This is a genomic window from Novosphingobium sp. (genome assembly GCF_030696665.1).
Lineage (GTDB): Bacteria > Pseudomonadota > Alphaproteobacteria > Sphingomonadales > Sphingomonadaceae > Novosphingobium.
The window spans coordinates 107,711-121,104 of sequence record NZ_JAUYRV010000014.1 but is presented as its reverse complement, the minus strand read 5'-3'; the positions used below and the strand labels follow the sequence as shown (position 1 = coordinate 121,104).

At 62.9% G+C, this 13,394-nt stretch carries 13 protein-coding genes; 8 read left to right on the top strand and 5 right to left on the bottom strand.

Features of this window, described 5'->3' with window-relative positions; genetic code table 11:
* The first annotated feature begins 8 nt into the window (after positions 1-8).
* Positions 9-1,046 carry a dihydroorotase gene (gene pyrC / locus Q8R81_RS03490; RefSeq protein ID WP_305616054.1) on the top strand — a complete coding sequence of 346 codons (1,038 nt, stop codon included), beginning with the start codon at positions 9-11 and terminating at the stop codon, positions 1,044-1,046.
* Here pyrC and rarD read toward each other — a convergent pair.
* On the bottom strand, positions 1,043-1,933 hold the full coding sequence (gene rarD / locus Q8R81_RS03485) for an EamA family transporter RarD (RefSeq protein WP_305616053.1): 891 nt from the start codon (positions 1,931-1,933) through the stop codon (positions 1,043-1,045). The two genes, pyrC and rarD, sit on opposite strands and share 4 nt — an antisense overlap.
* A 208-nt stretch (positions 1,934-2,141) precedes the next feature.
* Between rarD and Q8R81_RS03480 the strand changes: the two genes are divergently transcribed.
* Positions 2,142-2,615: a glycine zipper 2TM domain-containing protein gene (locus Q8R81_RS03480; RefSeq protein WP_305616052.1), complete on the top strand. Its 474-nt coding sequence runs from the start codon at positions 2,142-2,144 to the stop codon at positions 2,613-2,615.
* 106 nt (positions 2,616-2,721) lie between these two features.
* A complete protein-coding gene (locus tag Q8R81_RS03475) occupies positions 2,722-2,943 on the top strand; it encodes a hypothetical protein (RefSeq protein ID WP_305616051.1) in 222 nt (73 codons plus the stop codon).
* Between the two features lie 4 nt (positions 2,944-2,947).
* Here the strand turns inward: Q8R81_RS03475 and astD are convergent, their stop codons facing one another.
* Entirely contained in the window at positions 2,948-4,363 is a 1,416-nt protein-coding gene (gene astD / locus Q8R81_RS03470; protein ID WP_305616050.1) for a succinylglutamate-semialdehyde dehydrogenase, read from the bottom strand.
* A 127-nt stretch (positions 4,364-4,490) separates the two neighbouring features.
* Positions 4,491-5,900, bottom strand: a complete 1,410-nt coding sequence (locus Q8R81_RS03465; RefSeq protein WP_305616049.1) for a protein adenylyltransferase SelO — start codon at positions 5,898-5,900, stop codon at positions 4,491-4,493.
* Between the two features lie 74 nt (positions 5,901-5,974).
* Between Q8R81_RS03465 and Q8R81_RS03460 the strand changes: the two genes are divergently transcribed.
* From Q8R81_RS03460 to Q8R81_RS03440, 5 genes are all read left to right on the top strand, one after another.
* A complete protein-coding gene (locus Q8R81_RS03460; protein WP_305616048.1) occupies positions 5,975-6,829 on the top strand; it encodes an alpha/beta fold hydrolase in 855 nt (284 codons plus the stop codon).
* Complete coding sequence (locus Q8R81_RS03455) at positions 6,826-7,998, top strand: glycosyltransferase (protein ID WP_305616047.1); 1,173 nt, start codon at positions 6,826-6,828, stop codon at positions 7,996-7,998. The genes Q8R81_RS03460 and Q8R81_RS03455 overlap by 4 nt, the downstream gene beginning before the upstream one ends.
* A 134-nt stretch (positions 7,999-8,132) precedes the next feature.
* Positions 8,133-8,906 (top strand): tetratricopeptide repeat protein, encoded by a 774-nt coding sequence (locus Q8R81_RS03450; RefSeq protein ID WP_305616046.1) that lies wholly within the window; start codon positions 8,133-8,135, stop codon positions 8,904-8,906.
* A gap of 22 nt (positions 8,907-8,928) precedes the next feature.
* On the top strand, positions 8,929-10,287 hold the full coding sequence (locus Q8R81_RS03445; RefSeq protein ID WP_305616045.1) for a PQQ-like beta-propeller repeat protein: 1,359 nt from the start codon (positions 8,929-8,931) through the stop codon (positions 10,285-10,287).
* Between the two features lie 42 nt (positions 10,288-10,329).
* Positions 10,330-11,664, top strand: coding sequence for an isoprenylcysteine carboxylmethyltransferase family protein (locus Q8R81_RS03440; protein ID WP_305616044.1), 1,335 nt, complete (start codon positions 10,330-10,332; stop codon positions 11,662-11,664).
* 3 nt (positions 11,665-11,667) lie between these two features.
* On the opposite strand, the gene Q8R81_RS03435 is transcribed toward Q8R81_RS03440, so the two are convergent.
* Positions 11,668-11,967: a putative quinol monooxygenase gene (locus Q8R81_RS03435; RefSeq protein ID WP_305616043.1), complete on the bottom strand. Its 300-nt coding sequence runs from the start codon at positions 11,965-11,967 to the stop codon at positions 11,668-11,670.
* Entirely contained in the window at positions 11,967-13,340 is a 1,374-nt protein-coding gene (locus tag Q8R81_RS03430; RefSeq protein WP_305616042.1) for a glutamate--cysteine ligase, read from the bottom strand. The genes Q8R81_RS03435 and Q8R81_RS03430 overlap by 1 nt, the downstream gene beginning before the upstream one ends.
* Positions 13,341-13,394: the final 54 nt, after the last annotated feature.

Here is a 13,394-nt window from a genome sequence, read left to right as displayed (position 1 = left end):
GGAAGGCCATGACGATCAAGACTCTGACCATTCGCCGCCCCGATGACTGGCACACCCATCTGCGCGACCGTGATGTGCTGGCAGGCGTTGTGCCGTATACCGCGCGGCAGTTTGGGCGCGCCATCGTCATGCCCAATCTTGCTCCGCCGATGACCGATGTGGCAGGCGTCGCCGCTTATCGCGACCGCATTTTGGCCGCCCTCCCGCAGGGCAGCGATTTTACCCCGCTGATGACGCTCTATCTAACCGATTCCACCGACATCGCCGAAGTCGAGCGTGGCTTTGCCGAAGGCGTGTTCGTTGCGGCAAAGCTCTATCCCGCGCACGCCACCACCGGATCGGCCCACGGCGTGACCGACATCCGCACGATCTATCCGGTGCTTGAAGCGATGCAGCGCATCGGAATGCCGCTGCTGATCCACGGCGAAGTGACCGACAGCCATGTCGACATCTTCGACCGTGAGGCCGTGTTCATCGAGCGTACTCTGACAAGGCTGGTGGCTGACATGCCCGACCTTCGGATCGTGTTCGAACACATCACCACCGAGGAAGCCGCGCAGTTTGTTGAAAGCGCCGGGCCGAACATTGCGGCCACGGTCACGCCGCAGCACCTCCACATCAATCGCAACGCCATGCTGGTTGGCGGCATCCGCCCCCACGCGTTCTGCCTGCCGGTGGCCAAGCGTGAGAAGCACCGCCTTGCCTTGCGCAAGCTGGCGACGTCAGGCTGCACTCGCGTGTTCCTTGGCACCGACACCGCGCCGCATGCCAAGCATCTGAAGGAAACCGCCTGCGGCTGTGCCGGAATCTTCAACGCGCCCTTTGCGCTGGAAAGTTACGTCACGGTGTTCGATGAAGAGGGCGCGCTCGACCGGTTCGAAGCCTTCGCCTCGCTCAACGGTCCGGCGTTCTATCGCATGCCGGTGAACGAAGGCACGATCACGCTGGAAAAGGCCCCGGTGCACGTGCCCGAGGTGCTGGACTGCAACGGTACGATGATCGTGCCGTTCCACGCTGGCGAAACGCTCGTCTGGCGGCTGACCTAACGCGCGGCGCTCGCCTGCTTGCCCATATCCCAGCTGTAGAGCGCAATCGCCGCCCATATTACGGCAAACGAGGCGAGCCGCGTGGTATCCAGCGATTCGCCAAACACCGTCAGCCCCAGCGTGAAGCTGATTGTCGGCGCGATGAACTGGACGAAGCCCAGCGTCGACAGCGGCAGGCTGCGCGCCGCAACGGCAAACAGCAGCAACGGCACCGCCGTGGCCAGCCCGGACGCGATGATCAGCGGCGTGGTCCACCCGCCAAGCGCAAGGCTGCTCCCGCCCGGCGAACCGGCTGCCAGCGTTACGATGGCGATTGCGGGCAGCAACAGGACAGTCGTTTCGATGGTCAGGCCCGGCACCGCGCCGACCGGCGCCTGTTTGCGCACAAAGCCGTAGAAAGCGAACGTGAACGCCAGGCTCAACGCCACCGCCAGTGTGTCGACCGCGCCTGCCAGCAGCAGTGCGATGCCCACCCCGGCGAGCATGACCGCACCCCACTGCACCCGGCTCAGCCGTTCACCGAGGAAAACCGTGCCAAGCAGCACGTTGATCAGCGGGTTGATGTAATAGCCAAGGCTTGTCGCCAGCACATGGCCACTGTTGATCGCAATGACATAAATCAGCCAGTTGGACCCGATCAGCAGCGCGCTGAGTGCCATCAGGCCAAGCGCTTGCCGATTAGCAAACGCTGCACGAAGTTCGGGAAACTGGCCGCGAGACATCACGATTGCGATACACACCGGCAACGTGAACACCACCCGCCAGCCCACCAGTTCCAATGGCGGCACCGCATGCAGCGCCTTGAAATAAAGTGGCAGCAGGCCCCAGCAGATATAGGCGCATACCGCCGCAACAAGGCCGCGCCGGAAAGTCTCACGTGAAGTCATGTCCGCTGCCCTGCCAGCAATGGCAGCCCGGGCCAAGTGCCTATTCACGCTGCATTTCATCGCCGAATTTCATCGCTTTGTCGCAAACCGCAAATCTGACACGCTGGTTGCGTTCCGTTCAGGTTCGGGAGCGTAAACCTGAACCATCAAGAAGAACGGGACCAGCCAGAGACTGACGGCTGCTCTCCAAGAACTGGAGGAGAAGACCATGTTCAATATCAAGAACACCGCACTGGGTCTTGTTGCAGCCATGACCGCCGCCTCAACCCTTGCCATCGCGGTTCCGGCATCGGCAGCGGCCCTGCCGCAGACACGCATCGAAACGTCGGCCAATGTCGATCTGGGCACGCAGTGGAACGGCTGGGATAACCGCCGCCGCGACGACCGCCGTGGCTGGAACGATCGCCGTGGCTGGAATGATCGCGGCTGGGACAATCGCCGCTACAACCAGCGCAGCAATTGGAACGGCAACCGCAGTTCATGGCGTGGCAATGATGGCCGCTACTATTGCCGTCGCAATGATGGCACCACCGGTCTCGTAATCGGCGGCGTGGCAGGCGCACTGGTCGGCCGCGAAGTGGCTGGCCGTGGCGGTGACCGCACGCTTGGCGCAGTGCTTGGCGCTGCCGGGGGCGCACTGCTTGGCCGCGAAGTTGATCGTGGCGGTGGCCGCTGCCGCTAACGGAGTACGCCCACCCTTCGGGTCGCACTGAAAGGTCGGGTTGGGGAGCGCTCCGCACATGCGGGGCGCTCCCTTTTTCTTAACCCGGCGGCGCTAAACCGCCGGAATGCGCATCGCTGCCACTCTCGCTCTGTGTCTCGTCCTTGCCGCCTGTGGTTCGCCGCAGGTGGAGCAAGACGGCGCACCGCTCGATCCAGTGATGGCAGAGGCGTTGCAAGGGCAGTTGATGGTCGACCCGGACCTCAGCCAGCAGAACATGCGCAATCTGGCAATCACGCCGGGCGGGCCGATCGACCCGGCGCTACCGCTGCCTGATCCGGCGAATTAACAGCTTAATCGCTGCGCAGCCCCACGCCGATGCTCGCACGCGGTTGGTCCATCTCGCTCGACGCGACGGGATAAGCGCAGTAGTCCGCAGCATAATAGGCGCTGGGCCGGTGATTGCCTGAAAGCCCCACTCCGCCGAATGGCGCGGCTGAGGATGCCCCGTTGGTTGGCCGGTTCCAGTTGACCACGCCTGCGCGGATATTCGCCCAGAACCGGTTGTAATCCTGCGGATCTCCGCCGATCAGTGAAGCCGACAGGCCAAAGCGGGTGGCGTTGGCCTCGGCAATTGCTTCATCGAAGTCATTCACCCTCACCACTTGCAGCAGCGGGCCAAACAGTTCCACGTCCGGCCGCTCGGCCACGGCGGTCACATCGATGATCGCGGGCGAAAGGAACGGCAGATCGTCCTTCAGCCGCACCATGTGCTTGATCGGACGGCCGCCCGATGACAGCAGGTAGACGAAGCTTTCGGTCAGGCCATCGGCGGTGCGGTTGTCGATAACAGGCCCCATGAAGGGCGACGGTTCATCGAACGGTGCGCCCACGATGATGCGGTCGGCCAGCCGTTTCACTTCGCCGATGATCTCGTCATACATCGAAGCCTTGACGATCAGCCGCCGCGCCGCAGTGCAACGCTGCCCCGCGCTGGTGAAGGCCGATTGCACGATCAGCGTTGCCGCGTCCTGAATCTTGGGCGTATCCCACACTACGATAGGATTGTTGCCGCCCATCTCCAGCGCAACCATCTTGCCCGGGTTCGATGCCAACTTGCGGTTGATCGCAATGCCGGCATGTGCCGATCCGGTGAACAGCACGCCATCGATGCCATCGTGCGCTACCAGCGCCTGCCCCTCAGCCGGGCCGCCGATCAGAACCTGCACGATTGCGGCGGAAATGCCCGCGCGGTGGAAGCACTGCGCCAGCATCTCGCCCGTGGCAGGCGTTTTTTCCGAAGGCTTGAAGATCACCACGTTCCCGGCGATCAGCGCGGGCACGATGTGGCCATTGGGCAGGTGTGCGGGGAAGTTGTACGGCCCCAGCACGGCCATCACGCCATGCGGCTTGTGCCGCAGCGCCGCCGTGCCCTGCAGCGCCGAATCCAGTTTCCGCTGCGATGTGCGGTCAGCATAGGCGCGGACCGAAATCTCGACCTTGCCGACCACGCTTTCAACTTCGGCGCGCGCTTCCCACAGGGGCTTGCCCGTTTCGCGTGCGATCATCGTGGCAAGCTTGTCGGCATCCTTGCGCACTTCGTTGGCAAAGCGGCGCACCAGTTCGATGCGCGTGGCCAGCGGTTGCGCTGCCCACGCCGGCCAAGCGCGTCGTGCGCGGGCGACCACGTCTTCGACATCGCCCACCTTGCCGCGCCACACTTCGGCGCCGGTGGCAGGTTCATAGGATACGATTTCGGCAGTTGCCACGAATAATGCCTGCTCTTCCAAAGTGTTCTAGCGAACAGTGGGTTCCGGTTCCCGGTCCGTACCGTAACGCCCCAGACGTTACTGATTAAACAATATTCATGCTCGGAACCACCCTTGGTGGATGATTTCAGCGGATCGCGTGGCCCATCGGTGTCGGTCGCCGCCCCATTGCCTCACCCATGCGCCGCAAGGCTGCCACTTTGGCATTGAGCGCAGACCAGTCATCGCGCTCGGCAATGGGTTGCCAGATGGCCTCGACTTCATCGATCAGCATGGACTGCGGCGCTGCGTCGGACCAGTAGGGATGGCTACTGTCCAGCGCCGTGTACGGGGCCAAGGCATCCCGCAATTCAGCACTTTCCGCCGTATCGGCAAATGGTCCGCGCCCGCCGCGATGGGCAAAGAAAAACGCATCCGGCCCGGTCCCTTGTGCCACCATTACGTTCTCGCAAGCACCGATCAGCGCCGTGTCCTCATCCAGGCCGCGTGGCTCCACACCCAGCCGCCACAGCCATCGCCGCGTCATCGCTTGGCTGTAAAGCTCGGGATAGCGGTTGAGCGCTTCAATCAGCGGTGCGGCTTCCACCAAAGACCGCAGCGCCACCGCCAATTGCCCGCAGTTCCAATGGATCGCCTCTGGCTGGCGGCCATAGGCGTAAAGGCCGGAATGGTCGAAGTAGGCAGCGGTAAAGCCCGGCTCCCACTTCGGCAGCCAGCGCCACGGGCCATAGTCGAAGCTTTCGCCGGTCACGTTCATGTTGTCGGAATTCAGCACGCCGTGGACAAAGCCCGCCACCATATAGCTGGCGGCCATATCGGCCATGCGCTCCACCACCTGGTTGAAGAACCGGACGGCAGGGTGCGGCGCATCAGCAAATGCTGCGCCGGGGAAGTTGGCCAAGCAATAGGCGACCAGTTGCGCCATCTCGTCTTCAAGCTGCAAAGCGCCAAGCCGCTGGAACGTGCCGATGCGAATGTGTCCGTGGCTCAGCCTCACCAGCACGGCAGAGCGCGTCGGCGAAGGTTCATCCCCGCGATAGAGTGATTCGCCCGTCTCGATGACCGAAAGCGTGCGGCTGGTGTTCACCCCCAGCGCCTCAAGCATCTCGGTTGCCAATATCTCACGCATCGCGCCTTTCAACGTCAGCCGCCCGTCGCCCGCGCGGCTCCACGGTGTCTGCCCGGAACCCTTCGTGCCAAGGTCCATCAGCCGATCGTTCGCATCCAGCATCTGCGCAAAGGTAAACCCGCGCCCGTCGCCAAGATCCGGGTTGTAGGTGCGGAACTGGTGTCCGTGATAGCGCAGCGCCATCGGTCCCGGCATATTGTCCGGCAGCGGTTCAAAGCGTCCGAAGTGGCGCAGCCAATCCTCGTCGCTCAAACTGGCCAGCCCGATGTCGTGCGCGGCACGATCATTGCGCCAGCGCAGCCGGGTTTCGGGGAAGTCCGCTGCCTGCACGGGATCGCCGATCCAGTCGGCCAGCGCCATGATGCGGGGGGAGGGGCGATAGATCGCGTCTTGCGGGAGCGCTGGCATCCGGCAATAGTGGGCATGCAATGGCCTGCCCGCAAGCAGGCTCCACCCGATTTCATGCGGAATATCGATTGATCATGGCAGATTACGAAGATCGCTACTGGACCAGCAGCGACGGATTGCGCCTGCATTTCCGCTATTACGATGGTGATTCCGCCCGCCCGCCGGTGCTCTGTCTGCCGGGTTTGACCCGCAACGCCCGCGATTTTGAGGATCTGGCAGCGTCGCTGGCCGGTCAATGGCGCGTGCTTTGCCCTGAAATGCGCGGCCGTGGCGATAGCGATTATGCCAAAGACCCGATGACCTACACCCCGCTGCAATATCTGCAGGATGTAGAAGCGCTGCTGGCGCAGGAAGGGATCGACCGTTTCGTATCCATCGGCACATCGCTTGGCGGATTGCTGACGATGCTGCTGGCAGTTTCCAACCCGCAGCGGATCGCCGCCGCCGTGCTCAACGATATCGGTCCCGAAGTCTCGGCAGCCGGGCTTGAACGTATTCGGGGCTATGTCGGGCAGGGGCGCAATTTTGAAACATGGATGCACGCTGCCCGCGCGCTTCAGGAAAGCAGTGGCGACGTCTACCCCGATTGGGACATCACGCAGTGGTTGCATTATGCCAAGCGCATCATGGTGCTTGGCACCGGCGGGCGCATCGCCTTCGATTATGACATGAAGATCGCCGAACCGTTCGAAGCTCCTGAAGGCGCAACGCCACAAGTCGATATGTGGCCGCTGTTCGATGCGCTTGCCACCCGCCCGCTGCTGGTCCTGCGCGGCGAAACGTCCGATATCCTGACCCCGGAAGCCGCAGCCAAGATGGCCACCCGTCCCGGCGTGGAACTGGTTACCCTGCCGCGCATCGGCCATGCCCCCACGCTTGACGAACCCGAAAGCATCGCGGCGATCGGACGCTTGCTCAGCCGGGTATGAACGCTGCAACAAAGCGCCCGCTGAAACTCCTTCACCTGCATTCCACGTTTGATGCAGGGGGCAAGGAGCGCCGCGTCGTCGCGCTGATGAACCGCTGGGCCAAAGCGCCCTTTGGCAAAAACCTCGAACACCATGTGGTTTCTGCCGTGCCCTCGGCGATGGGCGCGCAAAGCCTGATCGACAAGCGCGTAAAGGCATTCTTCCCGTTCGGGTTTCCGCCGCTCGCGGGCAAGCTGCGCATCGGAAGGCTCCAGCGCCTGGCCCGCGCGATGCAGGGCTTTGATCTGATCCTGACATACAATTGGGGTGCGATGGATGCGGCGATGGCCCACGCCGTATTCGCGCCATCGATGGGGCTGCCGCCACTGGTCCACCACGAAGACGGCTTCAACGCTGATGAAGCAGGCGGCCTGAAGCGCCATCGCAACTGGTATCGCATGATTGCCCTGTCGCGGGCGAGTGGCCTGATGGTGCCCTCGCGCCAGCTTGAGGACATTGCGCTGAACGTCTGGCGGCAACCGCGCGGGCGGGTGCAGCGCATCGCCAATGGCATCGATACCGCGCTCTATGGGAAGAAGCCACGGCCCGATGTGTTGCCGCGTCTGGTCAAGCGTCCGGGTGAAAAGTGGCTCGGCACACTGGCGGGCCTGCGCGCGGTCAAGAACCTGCCCCGCATGGTCCGCGCGGTGCGGGATCTACCGCCGGAATGGCACCTCGTCATCCTTGGCGAGGGCCCTGAACGTGAGGCGATTCTAGCAGAAGCAATGCGGCTGGACCTAGCTCACCGGGTTCACCTGCCCGGCCATGTTGCCGATCCATCCGCAGTCATCGGCCTGTTCGACCTCTTCGCGCTGTCCTCCGACAGCGAACAGGCCCCGCTTTCGGTGATAGAGGCGATGGCTTCCGGCCTTGCCGTCGCCAGCCCTGCCGTGGGCGATGTGGCAGAGATGGTCGCAGAGGAAAACCGCCCGTTTATAAGCGCTCCGGGAGATGAGCAGGCTTTCGCCAGCGCCATCGCCAGCCTTGCCGCAGCCGATGCGCTGCGCCAGCGCATCGGCAAGGCCAACCGCACCCGCGCAGCCGCCGAATTTGACGAAGCGGTAATGGCAAAGCGATATGTCGAAGCCTATGCAACGGCACTCGGGCGCAGCAGTTTCGACCAGGGCTAGGTGTCGTGCGCTTCAGCAAGCGTTCACGCGCCGGGCATAAACTAGCAATTCGGTTGAAAAGGCGGTCCCATCCGCTAAACACCCCGCCAGACAAACGCTAGCAATGTTCCACTATATTCCCTGAAAGCGCTGCCTTGGCTCTCCGTCCTGACCGTAACCAAACCCGTTCCGAACAACTGGCTGAGCGTTCTGGCGCTCAGGGCGATGCATTCCTGCGCGAAGTGGACGATGCTCTGCGTGAGGATCAAGTCCTCACGGCTTTCCAGCGTTATGGCAAGCCGGTTGGTGCCGCGATCATCGCCGGGCTGCTCGGGCTGGGTGGCTGGCTCTGGTATGAAAACCACCAGAACACCGTCGCCGGTGAACAAGGCGAAGTGCTGACGCAAGCGCTTGATAAGCTGGAAGTCCGCAATCTCAAGGCAGCCAGCGAAGACGTCGCCCCCATCGCCAGCGAAGGCACCGATGGTTTCCGCGCCTCAGCCATGATGCTGCAGGCCGGCGTGCTGTCGGAACAGGGCAAGGCGGATGAAGCCGCCAAGGCGTTTGCCGCCATCGCTGCCGATGCGCAGATGCCGCAGGCCTACCGCGATCTCGCCACGATCCGCGAAGTGTCGCTCACATTTGACAAGATTGGCGCAGACAAGGTCGTCGAACGGCTGAAGCCGCTGGCCGTGCCGGGCAACGCATGGTTTGGCAGTGCAGGCGAACTCGTCGGCATTGCCTACATGAAGCAGGGCAAGAACGATCTGGCGGGCACCATGTTCGCGCAGATCGCCAAGGATGAAACCGTGCCCGACAGCCTGCGCCGCCGCACACGCCAGATGGCGGGCCTGCTGGGCGTCGATGCGGTCGAGGATCCGGGTGCCGCCAAGGTAATCCAGCGCGCGTCTGTGCCTGCGGCCAACTGATATTTTTGAGGATGCATTGCCAATGAAGCCCGAAACTACCTTCCGCCCCAGCTTCCGGCGCGCATCGCTTTCCAGCGTGCTGGTCCTTGCGCTTGCGCTGGGCGGATGCGGCATCTTTGGCGGCAAGGACAAGGCCAAGACTACGCCGACCGTGGGCCAGCGCGAACCGATTCTGTCGAAGATCGAAGCTGGGACCAAGGTCGATGAATCCATCGGGCTGCTCACCGTCGTTCTCCCCGCGCCCGCTGTGAACACCGAATTTGCGCAGGGCGGCGGCAATGCCAGCAAGTCCTATGGTCACGCCGCGATTGCCGAAGCTCCGGCAAAGGCCTGGTCGGTCAGCATTCGCGGATCGTCCGCCACGCAGCGCCTCGCCGCTTCGCCGGTGATCGGCGGGGGCAAGCTTTATGCGATGGACACCGATGGCATGGTCCACGCGTTTGATGCCATTAGCGGCGCACGCGCTTGGCAAACTTCGGTCCGCGCCGACAAGGGTAGCACAAGCTCCACCTTCGGCGGCGGCGCGTCATTCGATGATGGCGTGCTCTATGTCACCAACGGCGTGGGCGAAGTCGCCTCGCTTGATGCCGCCACCGGCGCCATCAAGTGGCGCGTAAAGCCCGCTGGTCCCTTGCGCGGTTCACCCACCGTCGCCTTCGGGCAGGTCATGGTGATGACGCAGGACAACCAGATCGTCACGCTGAACGCGTCTGACGGGGCGGTCCTGTGGAACGCCAACGCATCGGTGGGGCAGACCAACGTGTTCGGCGTGGCTTCTCCGGCAGCGGGACAAGGCACTATCGTTGCAGGATATTCCTCGGGCGAACTGGTTGCTTATCGCTATGAAAACGGACGCGAACTGTGGGCCGATGCCCTTGCGCGCACCAGCATTGCCACTTCGGTTTCCACGCTGACTGACATCGACGCCGATCCGATCATCGAAAACGGCCGCGTCTATGCACTCGGGCAGGGCGGACGCATGGCCGCCTATGAACTGGTCACCGGTCAGCGCATCTGGGAACTGAACCTTGCCGGCATTTCTACCCCCGCCATCGCGGGCGACTGGATCTTTGCACTGACCGACGAAGCCAAATTGCTGTGCATTGCCAAGTCCAACGGCAAAGTCCGCTGGATGACGCAGCTTCAACGCTTCAAGAACGAGAAAAAGAAGAAGAATCCGATCCTGTGGACCGGTCCGATCCTTGCGGGCAACCGCCTCTGGGTCGCCAATTCGCGCGGCGAAGTGATGACAGCCTCGGTCACCGATGGCACGGCCAGCAGGTTCACCGAACTCGGTTCGGGTGTCACGCTCGCTCCCGTGGTCGCCAACCAGACGCTGTATATTCTGGATGACGGCGGAAAGATCACCGCGTTCCGTTGATCGCAAACGCTTTCCTAACTGTTGACGCATAAGGGTACGCGCATGACCGCGCGTCCCTCACTTCCGCAATCTGACGTCTCCGCAGGCGTCGGCCTCGCGGGCCTTGCAGGCCTGTTCTTCTGGATCATGGTCTGTCGCTCTTGGCCGCAGATCGTCGATGCGTTCGGTCTCAACGCCCCGCATGAAGTGATGGACGGCCCCGGCGCAGCGATGATGGCGCTGGTCTTTTCCGGCACCGGCATGGTCGGCTGGTCCCTGCTGGTAGACAAGGTCCACTTGCGCGCCAGCACCGGGATCGATTGGAGCGCCCCGCGCCCGATCCGCGAAATTCTCGATATCTCGATCACCAAGATCGCAGGCCTGTGGGCCACATGGGCGGTCATCGGCTTCGCCTATTGCCTCGGTCGCTGGTACTGGCGCGGGCAATATGTCTTCGCGATGGACGTGCTGGAAACCATCGTCCCAGTGCTGTTCCTCGGCGCGATACCCTATGTCCTGTGGCTCGATCGCGTGCTGGTAAACCCGCGCGATGCCTCATGGCACTTCGGCGCGATGCTCATTGGCCGCGAGTCGTGGGACGCAGCCGAAGTGAAGCGCCACGCCCTGTCATGGCTCGTCAAAGGCTTCTTCTGCGCCTTCATGATCTCGATAGTCCCCGGCGGCTTCGGCGCAGTCGTGCGGTTTGACTGGAGCCACGCTTTCCACGATCCGGTAGAGTTCGCCACGCTGCTGATCGAGACCATGTTCATGATCGACGTGCAGATCGCGATGGTCGGCTATCTTGTCACCATGAAGCCGCTCGACGCGCAGATCCGCACCGCCAACCCGCACCTTGCGGCATGGGTCGCAGCGCTGATCTGCTACCCTCCGTTCATCCTGATGGGCGGCGGCGGCGTGCTGGACTACCACCACAACGGCGCGGAATGGCCGGTCTGGTTGGCCGGGCAAGACGTGTTGCTGTGGATATGGGCCATCGCGCTGGTGTTCCTGACGGCCTGCTATGCATGGGCCACGGTCGCCTTCGGCCTGCGGTTCTCGAACCTCACCTATCGCGGCGTGCTGACCAACGGCCCCTACCGCTTCACGCGCCACCCGGCCTACCTGTCGAAGAACGCCTATTGGTGGCTGGCGGGCCTGCCGTTCCTCACCACCAGTGGCTCGTGGGTCGATGCCATCCGCAACACCGCGCTCCTCGCCATCGTCAGCGGCGTCTACTACTGGCGCGCCCGCACGGAAGAAAAGCATCTCCTCGCCGAAGATGCCAAGTACCGCGAATATCACGCCTGGATGGCAGAGCATGGCCCGATCACGCGCACCTTGCGCAAACTCACCCGCGCGCTCACGCCAAAATCACCGGCGGTCCAACCCGCCGAGTAGGCGTCAGACCTCGACGCCCTCGTCGCTCTCGAACACGCGAATTTGGCGGTCGAACAACCCAAGCCCGGCGCGCTCCTCTGCCCACACTTTCATGTGCGCAGCCTTGAAATGCGCCTCAAGCGCTGCCTTGTCGCGCCACTTTTCGGCAACGTGGATAAGTTCCGGGTCAAGCACATCCTGCCCATAGGCATATTCGATGCACCCATACTCGGCCACGGTTGCCGCGATCACCTTTGCCATCATTGGCCGGATCGCCTCGATGTTCTCAACCGGAACGCGGAACGTGCCCATCACAATGATCATCAGAAGCTCTTCTCGCCGTAAATCTGCGAAAGATCGCCGCCCCACGCACCGTGATAGAGGTCAAGCAGCCGCTCGGCAGGCGTTTTCCCCGTCGCCACGATTTCGTCCAACGGCTGGAGATAGCCCGTCTCGTTGTCGCCCGCCTCGTTCAGCATGGCCCGCGCGGAAAGCCCGCTGCGCGAAATCGCCAGCACTTCGGCGGCTACATCGCGCAGCTTTCCGCCGCCCGGCAGCGATGCATCCAGCCCCAGCTTGGGCACTTCGGCGCGCAGCTTCTCGCGCCCGTCCATGTCCCAGTCCTTGACCAGATCCCACGCCGCATCCAGCGCCGTCTGATCATAGAGCAGGCCCACCCACAGCGCAGGCAGCGCACAAATCCTGTTCCACGGCCCACCATCGGCCCCGCGCATTTCAAGGAAAGACTTCAGCCGCACTTCCGGGAACGCGGTCGAAAGGTGGTCCACCCAGTCCGAAGCCGTCGGCTTCTCACCCGGCAGCACCGACAGCTTGCCATCAAGGAAATCGCGGAACGAAAGCCCCGAGGCGTCGATATACTTGCCATCGCGGAACACGAAATACATCGGCACGTCGAGCATGTAGTCGACATAGCGCTCGTACCCGAACCCTTCGTCGAACACGAACGACAGCATCCCCGTGCGCGCCGGATCTGTGTCGGTCCAGATGTGGCTGCGATACGAAAGGAACCCGTTGGGCTTGCCTTCCAGAAACGGAGAATTGGCAAACAGCGCGGTCGCCAGCGGCTGCAAGGCCAGACTGGTGCGGAACTTCTTCACCATGTCGGCCTCGCTCGAATAGTCGAGGTTGACCTGAATGGTGCAGGTCCGCAGCATCATGTCCAGGCCCATCGATCCCACGCGCGGCATGTGCCGCAACATGATCTCGTACCGGCCCTTGGGCATGATCGGCAGCTCTGCGCGCGTCTTGTCGGGCCAGAGGCCCAGCCCAAGGTAGGCCAGCCCCTGCTTGTCACCGATGGACTTTACTTGCGCCAGATGCCGCCCGGTTTCCGCACAAGTCTGGTGCAGGTTCACCAACGGCGCGCCCGAAAGCTCCAGTTGCCCCGCAGGCTCAAGGCTCACCGCGCCGTCCGGCCCGGACATGGCGATTACCTTGCCGCCTTCCAGAACAGGCTCCCAGCCGTATTCGGTCAGCGCCATCAGCAGGTCACGAATGCCGCCCGGCTCTTCATACGAAGGCGCGCGGCGGTCATCGGTCCGATACACGAACTTCTCGTGCTCGGTGCCGATCCGCCAGGCGGACTTGGGCTTTTCGCCCTTCTGCATGGGGGCCACGAGCATGTCGCGGCTTTCGATGATAGGATCGTTGCGATCTGAAACTTGCCGCGTGCTCATGCGCGCCGAGTTAATGTGCCAGACAGCTTTATACTAGTGTTATTCGTGAGAACC

Excerpts from the sequence above, each read along its gene's own strand:
- pyrC (WP_305616054.1), top strand. The coding sequence starts at position 9 with ATGACGATCAAGACTCTGACCATTCGCCGCCCCGATGACTGGCACACC.
- rarD (WP_305616053.1), bottom strand. The coding sequence starts at position 1,933 with ATGACTTCACGTGAGACTTTCCGGCGCGGCCTTGTTGCGGCGGTATGC.
- Q8R81_RS03480 (WP_305616052.1), top strand. The coding sequence starts at position 2,142 with ATGTTCAATATCAAGAACACCGCACTGGGTCTTGTTGCAGCCATGACC.
- Q8R81_RS03475 (WP_305616051.1), top strand. The coding sequence starts at position 2,722 with ATGCGCATCGCTGCCACTCTCGCTCTGTGTCTCGTCCTTGCCGCCTGT.
- Q8R81_RS03465 (WP_305616049.1), bottom strand. The coding sequence starts at position 5,900 with ATGCCAGCGCTCCCGCAAGACGCGATCTATCGCCCCTCCCCCCGCATC.
- Q8R81_RS03460 (WP_305616048.1), top strand. The coding sequence starts at position 5,975 with ATGGCAGATTACGAAGATCGCTACTGGACCAGCAGCGACGGATTGCGC.
- Q8R81_RS03455 (WP_305616047.1), top strand. The coding sequence starts at position 6,826 with ATGAACGCTGCAACAAAGCGCCCGCTGAAACTCCTTCACCTGCATTCC.
- Q8R81_RS03445 (WP_305616045.1), top strand. The coding sequence starts at position 8,929 with ATGAAGCCCGAAACTACCTTCCGCCCCAGCTTCCGGCGCGCATCGCTT.
- Q8R81_RS03440 (WP_305616044.1), top strand. The coding sequence starts at position 10,330 with ATGACCGCGCGTCCCTCACTTCCGCAATCTGACGTCTCCGCAGGCGTC.
- Q8R81_RS03435 (WP_305616043.1), bottom strand. The coding sequence starts at position 11,967 with ATGATCATTGTGATGGGCACGTTCCGCGTTCCGGTTGAGAACATCGAG.
- Q8R81_RS03430 (WP_305616042.1), bottom strand. The coding sequence starts at position 13,340 with ATGAGCACGCGGCAAGTTTCAGATCGCAACGATCCTATCATCGAAAGC.